16 protein-coding genes and 1 pseudogene are annotated in these 16,383 nt (G+C 28.6%); 15 read left to right on the top strand and 2 right to left on the bottom strand.

Going from position 1 to position 16,383, the window contains the following annotated elements:
* The first annotated feature begins 142 nt into the window (after positions 1 to 142).
* The 6 genes from ACMFBB_RS07565 to ACMFBB_RS07540 all read left to right on the top strand — a co-directional run bounded on the left by ACMFBB_RS07565 (position 143) and on the right by ACMFBB_RS07540 (position 4,574).
* Positions 143 to 652 (top strand): hypothetical protein, encoded by a 510-nt coding sequence (locus ACMFBB_RS07565; RefSeq protein WP_435263809.1) that lies wholly within the window; start codon positions 143 to 145, stop codon positions 650 to 652.
* Between the two features lie 90 nt (positions 653 to 742).
* Positions 743 to 1,942 (top strand): hypothetical protein, encoded by a 1,200-nt coding sequence (locus ACMFBB_RS07560; RefSeq protein WP_435263808.1) that lies wholly within the window; start codon positions 743 to 745, stop codon positions 1,940 to 1,942.
* A 109-nt stretch (positions 1,943 to 2,051) separates the two neighbouring features.
* Positions 2,052 to 2,708: a hypothetical protein gene (locus tag ACMFBB_RS07555; protein WP_435263807.1), complete on the top strand. Its 657-nt coding sequence runs from the start codon at positions 2,052 to 2,054 to the stop codon at positions 2,706 to 2,708.
* A gap of 219 nt (positions 2,709 to 2,927) precedes the next feature.
* Positions 2,928 to 3,512: a Crp/Fnr family transcriptional regulator gene (locus ACMFBB_RS07550; protein WP_435263806.1), complete on the top strand. Its 585-nt coding sequence runs from the start codon at positions 2,928 to 2,930 to the stop codon at positions 3,510 to 3,512.
* Between the two features lie 97 nt (positions 3,513 to 3,609).
* Positions 3,610 to 3,963 (top strand): SnoaL-like domain-containing protein, encoded by a 354-nt coding sequence (locus ACMFBB_RS07545; protein WP_435263805.1) that lies wholly within the window; start codon positions 3,610 to 3,612, stop codon positions 3,961 to 3,963.
* 32 nt (positions 3,964 to 3,995) lie between these two features.
* A complete protein-coding gene (locus ACMFBB_RS07540; protein WP_435263804.1) occupies positions 3,996 to 4,574 on the top strand; it encodes a YceI family protein in 579 nt (192 codons plus the stop codon).
* 90 nt (positions 4,575 to 4,664) lie between these two features.
* Here the strand turns inward: ACMFBB_RS07540 and ACMFBB_RS07535 are convergent.
* Positions 4,665 to 5,433: pseudogene (locus ACMFBB_RS07535) on the bottom strand (IS110 family transposase).
* A gap of 321 nt (positions 5,434 to 5,754) precedes the next feature.
* On the opposite strand from ACMFBB_RS07535, the gene ACMFBB_RS07530 reads away from it, so the two are divergent.
* The 8 genes from ACMFBB_RS07530 to ACMFBB_RS07495 all read left to right on the top strand — a co-directional run bounded on the left by ACMFBB_RS07530 (position 5,755) and on the right by ACMFBB_RS07495 (position 14,242).
* Positions 5,755 to 6,624, top strand: coding sequence for a hypothetical protein (locus ACMFBB_RS07530; protein ID WP_435263803.1), 870 nt, complete (start codon positions 5,755 to 5,757; stop codon positions 6,622 to 6,624).
* A gap of 155 nt (positions 6,625 to 6,779) precedes the next feature.
* A complete protein-coding gene (locus ACMFBB_RS07525; RefSeq protein ID WP_435263802.1) occupies positions 6,780 to 7,202 on the top strand; it encodes a hypothetical protein in 423 nt (140 codons plus the stop codon).
* Between the two features lie 52 nt (positions 7,203 to 7,254).
* Complete coding sequence (locus ACMFBB_RS07520; protein ID WP_435263801.1) at positions 7,255 to 7,734, top strand: hypothetical protein; 480 nt, start codon at positions 7,255 to 7,257, stop codon at positions 7,732 to 7,734.
* 448 nt (positions 7,735 to 8,182) lie between these two features.
* Positions 8,183 to 10,549, top strand: coding sequence for a TonB-dependent receptor domain-containing protein (locus ACMFBB_RS07515; protein WP_435263800.1), 2,367 nt, complete (start codon positions 8,183 to 8,185; stop codon positions 10,547 to 10,549).
* 95 nt (positions 10,550 to 10,644) lie between these two features.
* Positions 10,645 to 11,670 (top strand): sensor histidine kinase, encoded by a 1,026-nt coding sequence (locus ACMFBB_RS07510; protein ID WP_435263799.1) that lies wholly within the window; start codon positions 10,645 to 10,647, stop codon positions 11,668 to 11,670.
* Positions 11,667 to 12,410, top strand: coding sequence for a LytR/AlgR family response regulator transcription factor (locus ACMFBB_RS07505; RefSeq protein WP_435263798.1), 744 nt, complete (start codon positions 11,667 to 11,669; stop codon positions 12,408 to 12,410). The genes ACMFBB_RS07510 and ACMFBB_RS07505 overlap by 4 nt, the downstream gene beginning before the upstream one ends.
* 1,087 nt (positions 12,411 to 13,497) lie before the next feature.
* Positions 13,498 to 13,806, top strand: a complete 309-nt coding sequence (locus tag ACMFBB_RS07500; RefSeq protein ID WP_435263797.1) for a hypothetical protein — start codon at positions 13,498 to 13,500, stop codon at positions 13,804 to 13,806.
* A gap of 127 nt (positions 13,807 to 13,933) precedes the next feature.
* Positions 13,934 to 14,242 carry a hypothetical protein gene (locus ACMFBB_RS07495; RefSeq protein WP_435263796.1) on the top strand — a complete coding sequence of 103 codons (309 nt, stop codon included), beginning with the start codon at positions 13,934 to 13,936 and terminating at the stop codon, positions 14,240 to 14,242.
* A 50-nt stretch (positions 14,243 to 14,292) separates the two neighbouring features.
* Here the strand turns inward: ACMFBB_RS07495 and ACMFBB_RS07490 are convergent, their stop codons facing one another.
* Entirely contained in the window at positions 14,293 to 14,793 is a 501-nt protein-coding gene (locus ACMFBB_RS07490) for a hypothetical protein (protein ID WP_435263795.1), read from the bottom strand.
* 241 nt (positions 14,794 to 15,034) lie between these two features.
* On the opposite strand from ACMFBB_RS07490, the gene ACMFBB_RS07485 reads away from it, so the two are divergent.
* Positions 15,035 to 16,348, top strand: a complete 1,314-nt coding sequence (locus ACMFBB_RS07485) for an Ig-like domain-containing protein (RefSeq protein ID WP_435263794.1) — start codon at positions 15,035 to 15,037, stop codon at positions 16,346 to 16,348.
* The last annotated feature ends 35 nt before the right edge of the window (positions 16,349 to 16,383 follow it).

The raw sequence follows: 16,383 nt of genomic DNA, 5'->3' as shown, positions 1-16,383 counted from the left end.
GGCAACACCGTATAAAATTAATTACTGGTTTTAGCCAATTTACGAAAGTCCTTGCGGACATTCTATCTGTGATTTATTTACTAATTTTAGTGCTTGAATCACGCAACTAATCTTATACAACCACGTTAGCGGTAATTGAACAATGAAAGAAAAAAAGAAAATAATCTGTGAGGTTTTGAAAAATTCAATTACAATGATTGATTACTTCTATGAAATTATTTCTGATGGTTACAACCCTGCGAAATTAGACTTTAAGTTCAACTTAGAATCTCAATTATCGGAAGAAGAAATATTTATTTATGATTCACCTAATTGGATAGGAACCAAAGAGTTTTTTCAAAAGTCAATTTTGCCGACCAAGAGAAAAGTAGAAAATCCAGTAAAACATTTAACTGAACTTATAGATTGGAACAAAAGACATATCGAATCATTTAATTCATTCCCGGATATATTTTCAACACAATATCGCAATGCTGAATTTAGTGAAATGCTTCAAATAATTTCTAATCAGACGAATCAATTAATACAAGATTGGAATACAGAGTCTTTCGAATATATCATTGACTCAAAAGACGGTAGTTACAGGAAATTTCTATTAATCAGTGATAAGTTTAAATCAATATTGTTCGAATTTGGAAATTATATACATTAAAATACCGCTAACACTATGTAAAAATGCATTAAAACGCATTTTACATTAAACGTTACTTGTCATTTAACAATACCTCAAAAGACCTGAATTATGAATAAAAACATTTTGCTATTTACTTTCTTTTTATGTCTATTAACAAAGACTTATTCACAAGGTAGAGTTTATAAAGATTATCACGATAATGGTAAAATCTCATCGAAAGGAAAATTAATAGGAACTAATAGACATATAGGAGAATGGAAATATTACTACGACAATGGTCAATTAAGAAAAATTGTAAATTTTAATGACAAGGAAAGATTTGAAGGAGAATATAAATCTTATCATGAAAATGGGAATTTAAAAAAGATAGGAAAATATAAAAATGGAGAAGAGATAGGAGAATGGAAACATTTTCATAAGAATAAAAAATTACGTGTTAACAGAAAATATGCTAACGGATCTAGAATAGGAAAATGGGTTTTTTATTTTGAAAATGGAAATATTGAAAAAATTGAATCTTATGTAAAGGGAAAAAGAAGTGGAGAGTGGAAACATTATTATAGAAACAATGTGTTAATGTGGATTGAAAACTATAAAAACGGCAAATTAAATGGTAGATCTGAAGAATACCATGATAATGGAAAATTGAGAGTTATTAAATATCACAATGAAAGTAAACCAATTGGAGATTGGACATATTATCATGAAAATGAGAGTTTGAATTTAGTAGCTTACCATAAAAATGGGAAACCTGTTGGTGATTGGATTTATTTAGATGAAAATGGTAAAGTATTCAGAGTAGAAGAACATGATGAGATTAATGAAGATTCTTGGAGCATAGATAGTTTTGTGTCAAAAAATCCTTTTGAATTAAATGATTATATTCTAAATGATTCTTCAAGATTTTATGATTTAAAGCGCCTTTCGAAACACATATATGAGCAAAACAAAATACCAATTTTATATTATGCGGCAAATTGGTGCGCTCCTTGTCTAAAGGTTAAGAATATGATGAAAGAAAAACCAAAAATTAAAAATAAATTAAGCAAAAAGTTTGCTTTCATTAAAATATTGATAAGTGACGATAAAAGAGAAAACTTGAATTTATTTTCAACGAAACTATCATTATCTAGAGACATTTGGAGTATTCCAACTTACACAAAGCTAAATAAGCATGGGGAAACTTATAATATGATTAGTGGTGCTAATTGGATTACTGAAAACCCACTAAGAATACAAGAATTTGAAGAAAAAATTGAGACAAATAAAATAAAATACCATTTTAAACCCATAAATAACAAAAAATAATATTATGCTAAAAATATGACGATTAATAGAGTATAACAACAAGTAACACCACCTAAACTGCATTAAAACGCAGCTTAGCCAAAACGTTGTAAAACATTTGAGTGACCGAATGAAAAGGATATTAATAATCATACCAATTATAATTTTAACAATGGGATTTTCTCTATTTAACAAACAATCAAAAGAAGAAAAATTTTGGAATTGGTTTTCAAAAAATCAGGCAACTTATTATACTGAAATTGAAAACCTTGAAATTAGAGAAAGAATATTTAATGAACTTTCAATGGAACTTAAAAAAGTTCACTCTGACTTAGTTTTTGAATTCAGTCCAATACAAGAAAATAAGACTCGAGAATTCACTGTTTCTGCTGAAGGGATTAAAGAACTCTTTCCAATAGTTAAAAACCTAATTGAAAAAGCACCTAAAATTGACAAGTGGAAATTTAATGCCTTCCGACAAAGAGTTCCTGGAGATGATTTTGAAATTCAATATGGAGATTTCAAAATCGGATATTCTGACATATATTTTAGATTTCAAGATGGTGAATATGGAAAAATTGGAATTGAATTAAATATTAGAGATTATAATGGAGAAGGACAAACTCAAAATGCAATCTATATTCTATTAGACGGTTTAATTGGAGAGTATGATATTACTATGGGATTAGACTGGATTGAATGGGTGAAATTGGATGAATCAAAAATTGAGGAATTAAATCCTATAACAAGTCTAAGAACATTGATTGACCAAAAGAAGAATGATTAAAAACGCTTTACAACAATGGCTATAATTAATACGGGGTTTCGTCTTTAATCCAAAGTTTAGTGTATTTTTATAAAGTCCGCCAAATCTTTTGATTTGGCTTTAGAAAAGAGAAAAATAAACAAAATAAAAAGTTTTGGCTAATTGATTAATCGGAAATTCACTACTTTTAATTCCCGTACTAACCATAGCCGAGACGTTAGGCATAAGCTGAAAATACCAATGAATAATCAACCTTTAATAGAATACATAAATAAATTCATCAACTTAACTACTGAAGAGGAAACCATTTTGTTTTCGAAGATAGTTCATAGAAATTATCTTAAAGACCAGTATATAGTTCAACAAGGAGATGTCTGCAAAAGTGCCAATTTCATTATTTCGGGATGTACAAAAACATTTTATGTGGATAAAGAAGGCCAAGAACATATAGTTATGTTCTCTATTGAAGATTGGTGGACATCAGATTTGGGAAGTTTTATTACTCAGACATCTGCAGACTTTAACGTTCAGTGTATAGAAAGCACTCAACTTATTCAATTCACCTACGATAACCTAGAAGAGTTGTATAAAGAAATACCCAAACTCGAACGTCTTTTTAGGAAGATTATAGAACGTGCTTTTGTCGCTTCACAAAGACGTATTATTAGAAATTTTAGTCTTAGTGCTAAAGAACGTTACCAAATTTTTAAAAAATCAAATCCGCTAATTGATCAGCGTGTCCCTCAATATATGATTGCTTCATATTTAGGTGTTACCAAAGAGTTTTTAAGTAAAATTAAAAGCCAAATCATACAAAATCAATAGATGTTAATCTAGATTAACATTATTTCATAATCTACTTCATTTTCTGCGATTCTATTGTTTTGGATATTTGTACCATAATATTTAAAACAAAAAAAAGATGAATACATTATTAGAAAAAATTAGCACAGTTAATGACATGATACTTGAAGGAAAAGCTTTAGAAGCTTTTGATCAATTTTATCATGACGATGTCGTAATGCAAGAAAATGACAATCCGGCTGTAGAAGGAAAAGTAGCAAACAGACAAAGAGAAGAAGATTTTTTTGGAGCCATTACAGAATTTAGAGGTGCTCAGCCCTTAAAAGTAAGCGTTGGAGAACACACAACTATGGTAGAGTGGCATTTTGATTATACACATAAAGATTGGGGCGTTAAAAATTACACTCAAGTTGCTGTACAAGAATGGAAAGACGGAAAAATAATAAAAGAAAAATTTTACTACGGAGCATAATTTAAACTACTAACAATTTAAAATTAACAAAAATGAAAAATTCAATTAAAAACATAGCTACAGTAGTAATGGTAGCATTTATGACATTTTCTTTTACAACACTAGAGGGAGATAAAAAAGACATTAAAGTAGACAACAGTAAAGTGGTATGGAAAGGTTATAAAGTAACTGGTTCTCATGAAGGTATCATCTCAATTACATCTGGTCATCTAAATTTTGACAAAGACATATTAACTGGTGGAAGTTTTGAAATAGATATGACCACAATTTTAGTAACCGATTTAGAAGGTGAGTACAAAGGAAAATTAGAAGGGCATTTAAAATCTGATGATTTCTTTGGAGTTACAAAGTTTCCTTCAGCTTCACTTAGCTTTACTAAAGTTAAATCAACTGGTAAAAACTCATATAAAGTCACTGGAGACATCACTATTAAAGGAAAGACTGAATCCATTTCGTTTGATCTATCAGTTTATGGGAACAAAGCAAATGCATCACTAAAAATAGATAGAACAAAATTCGATGTAAGATATGGCTCTACAAGTTTCTTTGACGGATTAAAAGACAAGGCCATTTATGACGAGTTTGACTTAGTTGTAGATTTAGAATTTTAATAAATTATTTAAACAAAAAATTCAATACTACTCGCGTTAGAAAAGCCAATGCCTAACAAAGAACTGAGGTAAAAACCAAATAAAAATCCTTTAATTTATAACCAAAGTACTTTTGTACTCTCTATTGAAGGGAACCCCGTTTTTAACAATTGAAAAAGCTTGTTTTAATAGTTTGTTACACACTGCTATTAAAGCAAGTTTTTTACTCTTACCTTTGGCAACAATTCTATCATAAAGAGCTTTACAAGCTTGGTTGTATTTGGAAGCATTAAAACTGCACATAAAAAGTAAATTTCTCAGTTTTGGATTTCCCATTTTACTAATTCTTGGTCGTCCTTTAACACTAGTTCCACTTTGTCTTATTATTGGAGTCAGTCCAGCATAACTACATAACTCTTTAGCACTTTGAAAACGCTGAAATCCATCGGTAAGAACTAGTAACATTAAAGCAGTTTTTACTGTAAATGCTGAGCATACGAGTTACTTGTAAGTTTTCTTGTTGTTTTTTTGATTGCCCAGTCCACAGTTTAGGTTCGCAATCTTTTGCATATTGCTGAATCATTTTTGCATCACTCTTATCAGTTTTTATTTTCGATAGATTCATTTGGATATAGCGCTTAATTTTCAAAGGATTAACCACACAAACTCCGATACCTGCTTCAAGTAAAAAATATGCTAAACGACTATGGTAATACCCTGTGGCTTCCATAACGCAAGTGGAATTTGTAGCTAATAATTTTAAAAACTTTTTAAAGCCTGAACTGCTATTGGTAAACTGATAATGGGCTTTGTTATTGTCGCATACATCAAAGACGTCTTTACTAATGTCTATTCCTAAATATTTTATATCTTTATTCATAAGAAAAAAGGATTGTAAAGAGCCACTCTATTGTGAATTCAACAACTTGAAATCGAAGTCTAAAGCTTCATAGAACTGAACGAATTTAACATAGAAAAGAGTAGGGATTATCAATGTTGACGAGATCATAGTCTCTGTGTATAACATAACCTTATTCCACTCTTTGGTTCTTTATGATTAAATAATTATTTTAATAAAATGCTAACTTAAGAAGTATAAAAATAATAGCCGAAATAGTAATAATCATGAACATTGTAGCCCGTATAAAAATTAGTAATAAACTGAAAAATTTGAGTTCCGTAATCGGCTACTATTCTTATAATGAACGTTGTAGCTAATTTGAGTAATGAGATTACATATCATTTAAATCAAGGGATAAGTTCTGTTTTCCAGGTATATACCTATATTTTAATTGGCTTATTTGTTTCTTTATTAATTTCGTTTTTTTTACAAGAAAAGAAAAATAACAGACTGATAAAATCTATAATTATTAATTCATTTTTCTTCCTTACAGTTTTTATTCTTTATCAATTTGCAATAGAAACAAATTATAATATTTCCGTCTTTAGTAGAGAACGAAAAGAAGAATTTTGGATGATTATAATATTCATCGGTACATTTATAGTAACTACATATTCTCAATTAATAATTTTTAAAAACTGGATAACTGATAAATTGAAAATTCAATTAATCGTTACCAACTTTATTTTCCTAACCTATCTTCTAATAAGCTTTTATCCTAAAAATTATGTAAATAAAAAAAATATTGATTATGAACGAATTTTGTTTATTCCAAACAAGGATCAATTAAATCTTTTTGACAAAAAAAAGATATACATTGATACTGCTTGTACAGGTAAAACTTATTACAGGAATAATAAGACATCTAATTTTTTTAATTTCAGAATACCGTTAATTTCAAATAAAAGCGATAGAAGAAAATTTGGTTTTGAAATTTTAGATAAGAAAAATCAATATGGAACATCTGAGGATGGCAGCAATTGTAAAGTTTTACCTTTAAGATATATATCTGATACTATACTAGTTCTTTTTAAGCAAAAAAATCCTGATTCGAATATCGGGTGGAAAACCCCCATTATTACAGACACTATTGAGTTTACAAAATTTAAAATAGAAAAAATTAAACCAGGCTATTATGGAGATACTAATTGTGACTGTATTCAACACTAAAAAACTAGCTACAACAATGACTATAAGTAATTACTTGTTTTCGCCTACTTCTGAAAGTCCTTGCTGATTTTCAGTTTGGTGTGTACTTGCAAACTTTGTAACTTTGACACTCGACTACTCATATCCGAGACCGTTGAAACACACTGAAAAAAGATATGGAGCAAAGAGATTTATTAAAAGACCAAATTGAACAACTCGGAAAAGTTTTGGCTAAGATTCTTTCTGATTTTCTTGGTTTTAAATCGAGTGGCAATATTACTCAAGGAATTGAAATTTCAAATGAAAGTTTACAAAGTGAACTTGATATAGATATTGAAAAAATAATGACTCTAAATAAAACAGAATTAGATGAATATATTAGGAATAGACAATTGACAGAAATTCATTTGGAGTTGTTATCTGAATACCTGAAAGAAGTAGGATTAGCGAAATCAAAAATTGATAATAGTGATGCTCACTTATGTTTACAAAAAGCAATAGAACTTCTTGATGTGGCTGATGAAATTTCAAAAACAATGTCATTTGATAGAATAAATAAGAAAAGTGAAATTAAAAACGTGCTACAACAAAATGTATAGTGTATACCCATCGGGATACTCACCATAAACAAACCGTTGTACATCATTAAAGATGAAAGAAAGGAGTATTGAAAAGCCAATTGCTTATTTGGAAGGGATTTTTGAAATTCTTTGCCATTTAAATGAAGATAATCACGGCAGAGAGTGTTTTATTTATAAGCTATTTAATGTTCAATACCCTAAGGATAGCATACGTGATTTGTTAGGAGGAAGAGATGTTCATATTATGGAAGAATCAATAGATGATTTTCGATTCGATTTAGAATACATTTATAAGGAATTTTTCACAAATTATTTATTTAAAATCTCCACTCTATTAGATTGCAAAATAGAGTTAACTGAAATAGAAAGAATTTCTGATTTACTCAATGATGATTACATAAAAAGATTATTTATTAATTCAATTTTGGTAATCTTTTCTAGTGCGAAGCGAATAAAGAAAGTGAGGCTCAAAGTTGATCATTTACCATGTAAAGGATTCTTGATAGAATTAGATAATGAGTTTTATTATTTACATTTTGAAATAACTTAAAACGAATGTACAACAGCCCTTAAAATGAATTGAAAAGCAGCTTAGCCGCAACATTAGTAAAACATATCATCTTACCAAAAAGCACCTTAATTAAGGTGTTTTTTTATGTCCAAGATTTAGTAAACGAATTATTAAACAGTAGAATTAGTTGGATGTGTTTAAGAAGTATGGTCGTTATGCCAATTAATATAATATTAAATTCCAATAGAAATAATCAATAGCAAGCAAGTAATTCAACCTAATTTGTAACTAATGAATGTTTGTATTAGTAATGAATTATGTGAGTAGTAAGTTAGCTTTTAGTGCTTTTTTATCTGCTTATAAAATAGTTCATTTTTTCAGTTCCCTTAATTCGTTTCATTTTTTCCTTAATTCATTGCATAGCTATTTCAAAAATTACGTATTCAAAATACTTTTGAAGTATTATTAATCTTGAAATACTATTATTATGAAATCCATAGCAACACTTTTAATTACTTTTGTTTGTTCAATTAGTTTTGGACAGACTTTTACAGGGAAAATTATTGATAAACAAAATCAACCTATTTCATTTGCTAATATTGTAGCAAAAGACAAAGCTGATAATTCATTAATTACGGGTGTGATTTCTAGTGAAAACGGCGATTTTTCTATAAAGACAAAGAAGGAAAACGTGTATTTAGAAATTAGTTTTGTTGGGTTTGTCACTAAAAAAATAGATCCTATTCAACTTATTATCGGAACCATCGTTTTAGAGGAGGATGGGCAAGAATTACAAGAAGTAGTAATTAATGCTCGTAAAAAACTCATTGAACAAAAAGTTGATAGATTAGTTTTTAACCTAGAAAACACAGTTGCAGGTAAAGGTGGAACTGCTATTGAGGCTCTAAAAGCTACACCAAGTGTGAATGTAGATACTGATAATATAGCCATTGTAGGGAAAGGAAGTGTTAGAGTAATGGTTAATGATAGAATTGTTCAATTATCAGGAAGTGAATTAAACGCTTATTTAAATACAATTGCATCCGATGATATTAAAAATATTGAAGTTATTACAACACCTCCATCAAAATATGATGCTGAAGGCAATAGTGGACTTATTAATATTGTATTAAAAAAATCAAAAGAAAATAGCTGGAATAATCAATTAAGAACTTCTTATACGCAAGCAACTTATCCGCTCTTTAATTTTGGAAATACATTTAACTATAGTAAAAGCAAAATAAGTGTAATTGCTTCATTGAATAAAACTAAGGGGCATACTGCACAGTTTAATGAATTTAATATTAATTATCCTTCGGCTTCAACCGTTACAAATCTAGATATGAAAAATAAGGAAAATATAACTTCAGGTAGGCTAGGAGTAGACTACAATTTAACAAATAAAGCTACTGTTGGAATTTCATACGCTGGTTCATTTGAAAATAAAGGGATAATTGATGATGGAATTACATTTACAAATGATAATAATGGAACATTCACTGTTAATAAAGGATACGCTGAGACAACAAATAAAAATCACTCAATAAATGCCCATTACATTCAAAAATTAGATACGCTTGGTAGAAAACTATCTATTGACATTGATTACTTTAATTTCAACAATTATTTTAACCGAAGCTTTAGTAGTGAACAATTTATTACAAACCAAAACTATTTTGAAGCAAAAAATAGCACTCATCAAAATTTGAAAAATTACAGTGGAAGGCTAGATATAGAACACCCTAGCAAATGGGCTAATTTTTCATACGGTGTCAAAACTACCATTACAAAAACAGACAGCGATGTAGCGTTTTACAATACTTCTACAGGCACCCCAATTTTTGATCCAACACAAAGTAATGAGTTTACGTATTCTGAGAATATTAATGCAGTATATGCAGATATGTCTAAGCCATTAGGTGAAAAATGGCAAACTAAAATCGGACTTCGTTTTGAAAACACACAAACAAAAGGAGTTTCAAAAACAAATAGCCAAACCAACATCAATTCATATAACAAATTTTTTCCATCTATTTTTTTAGGGTATACTCCAAGTAAGAAAAATATGTTTAATTTGAGTTATAGCAGAAGAATTCAACGACCTAGTTTTGAGGTTTTAAATCCGTTTCGTTTTTATATTAATCCAATTTCATATCAAGAAGGAAATCCGTTTTTAAAACCACAAATATCTGATAATTTAGAACTAAAGCATATTTATAAAGGAAAACTCATTACTAAGGTATTTGCTAGTTATGTTGATAATGGGTATTTCAATATTATCAAAGCAGAAGATGATGCGCAACAAAGAATAGTAATAACATTTGATAATTTTTATACTGCTTATAATTACGGATTAACTGAAACTTTCTTATACAATCCAACAACATGGTGGAATACAACAACGCAAGCAACTCTGTCAAAAATGGACACACGTTACAAAAGCGGATTTAATTTAAATGCTGAATTATTAAGCAAATGGAACTTTCAACTTTATAACAGAAATACATTTCATTTAAATGAAGAAAAAACAATACAAGCAGAAACTACACTTATTTATGCTTCTCCACAAAAATTGATGTATTTTTCAATATCAGAAATGGTTAGTCTAGATTTAGGGTTAAAATTTTCGTTATTAGATAAAAAGTTAAATTGTACAGTAGCTGTTAACGATATATTAAAGCGAAAAGCAACAGAAGTAAACACAAAAACTAACGGAATAAACCAAAATTACTATAATTATTTCGACACTCGAAGTGTAAAAATTAGTTTAAACTATAGTTTTGGAAACAAAAAAATTAAAGTTAACCAACGTAATTCTGGAAACGAAGAAGAGCAAATCAGAGCAAAAAAATAACTAATCTACTATAAAGCTGTTCAAAGAACTTAGCATTTTAAACAGTATTATTTTAAACTAAAAATGTATTTTGTAACCCAAAAAATTATAAGGAAGTGAAGTTTTTCAATCAAAAGATAAATCTTAAACAAGTTTTCATAGTAATTGCTCTATTGTTAATGGGTAATAGCCTTAAAATATTTGTTTTATATAAGTTACGTACGGAAGGAGATATTGATTTTTACGATTATTTTGATCACTTTTCTGTTTTGTTATTTTCTTTAGTTTCGGTAATATCTGTTCTGATTTCTTGGAATTTGATTAATAAAATAGATACTTCAAATACGATTCTAAAATTTATAAAGGTCTATGTTTTGTCTTTTGTTATTTTCAATAGCATAGGTTTGATTGTCGATTATATGCTTTTGGCAGCATTTAGCAGTCAAGAGTATGATGTTATGAGGAGGTTTATAAATACGCTGTCAGTAGCTTTTATACTTGTTGATGTCTTTGCGCTTACTTCTGCTTTTTTATATTTTAGGCAATCTCAAAAAACGGCACTAGAATTAGAACACACTGAAAAAGAAAAAGCTATTTTAAAATCTCAAATGCTACAAAAGAATTTAGAACCTCATTTTTTATTTAATAATTTGAGTGTTTTATCAGGATTGGCAAGAAAACAACCAGAACAAATCGAAAGTTTTATTGACGATTTTTCCGATGTATATCGCTACTATTTAAAACACGGAAAAAAGCAATTAGTTGAGTTGAAAGATGAACTTTCATTTTTGAAAAACTATATGAACTTAATGAAAAAGCGTTTCGGAAATGCTTATCAAATTGAAAGTGATTTCAACAACACAGAAGGTTTTATCATTCCTTGCTCCTTACAATTATGTATAGAAAATGCAATAAAACATAATAAAGGAAGTGAAGAAAACTCACTGTTGATTTTGCTTTTACGTAAAAAGGATACTATTGTAATAAAAAACAAACTAAACAAAGTAGATTTTACGTTTGGAACAGGAACTGGAAACGATTATTTAAAACGTCAATATGAACTCAATTTTAATAAAGAGGTTGTTTTTACAGAAACTGAAACTGAATTTATTGTTGAAATCCCTTTAATTACAGAGATATGAAAGTACTCATTATAGAAGACGAAGTAATTAATATTGAAATTATAACCGATCATGTTCTTCGATACAACAGCAAAATTGAAATTGTAGCTTCGTTACAAAGCAAGGAAGAAATTGAAAAATGGTATCAAACTAATGAACAAGTTGATTTGGTATTTTCTGACATTGAATTGTTAGACGGAAATGTGTTTTCACTATTGAAAACCAATATTATAAAGTCTCCAATTGTTTTTACAACTGCCTACAATACTTTTTACCAAGATGCTTTTGATGTAAATGGAATAGCTTATTTACTAAAACCAATCAGTTATAATAAGTTTTGTAAAGCAATGAAAAAGTTTGAAACTCTACAAAACAAAGTGGTGGATTGGGAGAAGATATCTGAAACCATTCACGGATTAAACAACGATTATAAAGAACGAATTATCATCAAAACCAAAACAGAAATAAAAATTTTAAGCACAAAAAAGATGGGAGCAATTTTATCTAATTCAGGAAAGTGCATGGCGATCGATGAAAACGGAAATGAACATGAATTTCGCCATAAGTTATCTGACTTAATAAAAGAGTTAAATCCTAAAGAGTTTTTTCAAATTAATCGTGGTGAAATTGTAAATATTAATTTCATCGAAAAAATTGAGCCTTACTTTGGAGACAGGTTGGCGATTTCAATTAAAAACTACAAGCAGTATTTAATTACAAGTGCATCTGCTACAAGCGAATTTAGAAAATGGATTGAGTAAAAGTGGCGTCCCTTATGATGATAATTATAAAAGTGTTTTGGTAAGTAATTAGTTGTTTTTTAGTTTTGATACGATGTTAATTTTCCATTTTCAAAGTATAAATTATCATAAATTCATTCTTTGTGTGTTCTCCAAGATCCAACAGCTCTTTTTATATCGTTCTGGCTATCTAAAGATATTATTGCCATCTCTTTATTCATTCAAATCCAATAATATATTTGTTTGAGTTTATTATAAGTTTTCTGTCCTTATTTTTTAATGTAATTCTTTTCTAACTTTGCATATTCAGCTTTTTTATTTTTAAGATTTTGTCCTCTTTTCAGACGTCTCAATTATTTTCCTCTCTTTCTTTGGTATTAATGAACTCTTTTATTTTGGTGTTTTTTTACTATATTAATCTCTCATATACCAACAAATAGTGTTTGCACAAACAGCAAAATATCCATCTTTATAATCTATTATAACTACTTCTTTGTCTTCAGTTAAGCGGGTGTTTTTTCACTTAAGAGACTTGCTTTTAGGTAAGAATCTTTAATCATTTTTTAAATTTATACTGACTTTAGAGTATTTATTTTCACTACAATACTTTTAATTTAATCAGACATATTGTTTATCTGTTTTAAAAACTTTCTTTTTTTGTTTTCTGATTCTGTTATTTCAGTTTGTTTCGCCATATCTTTTAATGAAATAATAATTATTATTAGTAAGATGTACTTTTCATATGGGTTTTCAATGTTTTAAAACTATTCATAACGAAAATCAAGTTCTCGTTTATTGGATGATAGTTCCTATTAGTAGGAATTTTTTGTAAATATGAAAGCGACACTAAGGTAACTTCACGGGGATCCAAAGCACTTTATTTTTGTTAAGTATATAGCCTAAACTTATAACTTTATGTGTTTTAAATTTAATAAATATAATTGCTTTTGGTAAGGGGTAAAAAGAGTTATTTTAATAGCTACGTTTTTTATAAATTTTAAAGGGTACTACTCTTTGTTTTTATTTTTAACACAATTTAACATTTTTTTTTTAGGGGGTTTCTACCCTTGTCTGTTTAATCTCTGCATAAATAAAAATAGATAAAAAAATGAGAAATTTAATAAAGGGATTGTTATTTTGTATGATGACATTAATGGTAGTAAGTTGTTCAAAAGAAGATAACTTAAATGTAAGTCAATTTACTAAGAAAAGTTTTGTAACTAAGAAAGCAACAGATTTTTTTGTGAATAGAGATGGTACTGTTAATGTGACAGTTAATGGAGGTTTTAGAGATCCTGAAGGAGAAGGAGAAGAAAGAGGTTTTGTGTATGGAGAAAGTTCAAATCCCTTAGTAAATTTAAATAATACAATTACAGCTGCTGGTCCGTATTCAAGAAAATGTATTTGGTGTTTTTAGAAATATTGAGAAAGGAAAGGTTTATTATGTAAGAGGGTACTTTAGATTAAAAGATGGAAGTTACTTTTATGGTAAAGAAATTGTGTTTAATACAAACATTGATGTAAGGAAAACAAGAAAGCTAAGCATGGAAATGTTGGTAAAACCTAACTTGATTTCATCAACTGAGGCAAGACCTCAATTAGATGTAATCGAATTAGAAAAAGAGTCTCCTAAAGAAATCGGATTTGAGTATAGCGTAAACAAAGATTTTTCAAATAGTAAAAAAGCGTTAGCAAATGATATTAATGGTAATATTAGAGTAACTAAATATGCTACTATAGTAATTAAAGGGTTAACGGCTAAAACAACCTATTATGTTAGGCCTTATGCTGAATATAATGATGGTACTGTTACCAATGGAGGAAAAAATATAGTTGAATTAACAACGAAATAAAAAAAGAGGCTGTCGATTAAGATAGCCTCTTTTTTGTTTTTAAGTGTATATTAAAACTGATAACGAACACTTAGTCCAAAATCAGAATTGAAACCATTATAAGCATCACTAAAACCAAACTCAGGCCTGTAATCTAAAGAAACTACTAAAGGAATATCAAAGTTATATTCAATACCAATAACTCCAGCACCAAATAAAGAAGTACTAGAACTGCTGCTATTAATTGTTATCCCATTAATAGTTTGTGTTTTTGTTTTCCAACTACCAAAACCACCACCTACACCAGCATACCAATTAAAACGATCTTCTAATTGCCATACCCATTCATATAAACCAGTTGCTTTAAAAGCACTATAGCTTGAGTTTCCTCTAATACCTAAATTAACTTCCAAACGATTTGTATTACTTAATTTACGCTGGTATGATAGCTCACCACCAAATCCGTTGTTATCTCCAAAGCGAATACCAATAGCATTTTCAGAGATTTGTTGTGCATTAGCAGTTAAGGTAGCAATTGCTACAAAACCAATAAATAAAAATAATTTTCTCATAATAAAAATCTTAATTGTTTTGTTTGTTACTTGACAAATTATGTACCAAATAAAATTCTTTTTTTATTCATAGCCAATATTTTTTTCTTTTAAAGAGCTATTAAATTTTAAAAAGATACTGTATTTTATATGTTCATAATTCCGTTTAATAACTTCATTTTACCACTCATCATAATTGTGTTTTTTGTTTACATGCTTCAAATTAATTTTGAGGTGTTACAAAAAACAAATAAATATGATTATGAATAAAACGTTATTTTTTTTAATTATTGCGCTAGGGCTAGTTGGGTGCTCCTTTGAAAAACCTAAAACTATAAATGTTATAACCAGTGACATTACTAATTTTTGGGAGGCATATGATCAAATTCAAAATACTACCGATAGTATTCAGCAAATGAAATACTTGAAAGAGTTATTTTTTGATAAAGGAACTGTGGGCTTAAATGCTATGATGAAAGCAAAAAATACAAATCCACATGATTATTTGAAAGTAATAAATAAATACCCTAAATTTTGGGAGTCAATAAGAGAAAATACTTTAAGAATCAATGAGTTTAGTGTAAAATTAGAGGAAGGGATAGAAAAATTACGAAAAACTTATACAAATCTAAAACCAGCAAAGTTGTATTTTACAATAAGTGGATTAATGTCGAATGGAACAACTTTAGATAGTTTAGTGCTCATAGGGAGTGAACTTGCAATGGCAGATAAGAATACCGTTTCTTCAGAGTTTTTAGGAAGGATGAACAAAAACAGGAGAATATTTTTTGATTCTAACCCAATAGATAATTTGGTTCTTTTAAATGTTCATGAATATGTGCATACTCAACAAAACATGCCAGTAAATAATTTATTATCAAAAGTAATAAGAGAGGGAGTGGCTGAATTTGTTTCTGTAAAGGCCATGGGAGTCCCTTCAGTAACACCAGCAGTAGCTTATGGTAAATTTAATGAAAAAGTTAGACAGAAGTTTGAAGAAGTTATGTTTTATGGTAATAATACTCATGAATGGTTATGGAGTGATGCACCGAATGATTTTGACGTTCGTGATTTAGGTTATCATATAGGATATGAGTTAAGTGAAAGGTATTATCAGCAATCAAAGAATAAAAGTAATGCTATTAAAAAACTAATCGAGTTAGATTATACCAATGAAGTAGAAATTAAAAATTTTGTAAATAGTACTGGGTATTTTTCAGAGACGATAGATAGTCTGTATCAAAAGTTTCAGAATAAAAGACCTTACGTTGTAGCGGTAAAACAAATTAAAAATAAAAATAAAGGTGTAAGCGCTTCTTTAAATAAGTTAACAATCGAGTTTTCTGAGCCAATGCATCAAAAGTTTATGAATTTTGATTACGGGCCTCTAGGAAAAGAAGCCGTCGTACAATTTAAAAAAATGATAGGATATTCAAAAGATGGTAAGCTATTAACTTTTGAGATAGAAACGTTACAACCTAGTAAAAGATATCAATTAACAATAGGTAGGGGCTTTAGAAATTTGATGGGGGTTCCTTTAAAAGAATATCTAATAGATTTTAAAACAGTAAAATGATAGTATTAAATGTATAGATTTGTATACTTATAAAA

The organism is Tenacibaculum sp. nBUS_03 (assembly GCF_051201695.1).
In the GTDB taxonomy this organism is placed as follows: Bacteria; Bacteroidota; Bacteroidia; order Flavobacteriales; family Flavobacteriaceae; genus Polaribacter.
The sequence above is the reverse complement of the archived record's forward strand: the minus strand, read 5'-3'. Positions and strand labels throughout refer to the sequence as shown.

Coding starts and splice junctions, on each gene's coding strand:
- ACMFBB_RS07565 (WP_435263809.1), top strand. CDS start 143: ATGAAAGAAAAAAAGAAAATAATCTGTGAGGTTTTGAAAAATTCAATT.
- ACMFBB_RS07560 (WP_435263808.1), top strand. CDS start 743: ATGAATAAAAACATTTTGCTATTTACTTTCTTTTTATGTCTATTAACA.
- ACMFBB_RS07555 (WP_435263807.1), top strand. CDS start 2,052: ATGAAAAGGATATTAATAATCATACCAATTATAATTTTAACAATGGGA.
- ACMFBB_RS07550 (WP_435263806.1), top strand. CDS start 2,928: ATGAATAATCAACCTTTAATAGAATACATAAATAAATTCATCAACTTA.
- ACMFBB_RS07545 (WP_435263805.1), top strand. CDS start 3,610: ATGAATACATTATTAGAAAAAATTAGCACAGTTAATGACATGATACTT.
- ACMFBB_RS07540 (WP_435263804.1), top strand. CDS start 3,996: ATGAAAAATTCAATTAAAAACATAGCTACAGTAGTAATGGTAGCATTT.
- ACMFBB_RS07530 (WP_435263803.1), top strand. CDS start 5,755: ATGAACGTTGTAGCTAATTTGAGTAATGAGATTACATATCATTTAAAT.
- ACMFBB_RS07525 (WP_435263802.1), top strand. CDS start 6,780: ATGGAGCAAAGAGATTTATTAAAAGACCAAATTGAACAACTCGGAAAA.
- ACMFBB_RS07520 (WP_435263801.1), top strand. CDS start 7,255: ATGAAAGAAAGGAGTATTGAAAAGCCAATTGCTTATTTGGAAGGGATT.
- ACMFBB_RS07515 (WP_435263800.1), top strand. CDS start 8,183: ATGAAATCCATAGCAACACTTTTAATTACTTTTGTTTGTTCAATTAGT.
- ACMFBB_RS07505 (WP_435263798.1), top strand. CDS start 11,667: ATGAAAGTACTCATTATAGAAGACGAAGTAATTAATATTGAAATTATA.
- ACMFBB_RS07500 (WP_435263797.1), top strand. CDS start 13,498: ATGAGAAATTTAATAAAGGGATTGTTATTTTGTATGATGACATTAATG.
- ACMFBB_RS07495 (WP_435263796.1), top strand. CDS start 13,934: ATGGAAATGTTGGTAAAACCTAACTTGATTTCATCAACTGAGGCAAGA.
- ACMFBB_RS07490 (WP_435263795.1), bottom strand. CDS start 14,793: ATGAGAAAATTATTTTTATTTATTGGTTTTGTAGCAATTGCTACCTTA.
- ACMFBB_RS07485 (WP_435263794.1), top strand. CDS start 15,035: ATGAATAAAACGTTATTTTTTTTAATTATTGCGCTAGGGCTAGTTGGG.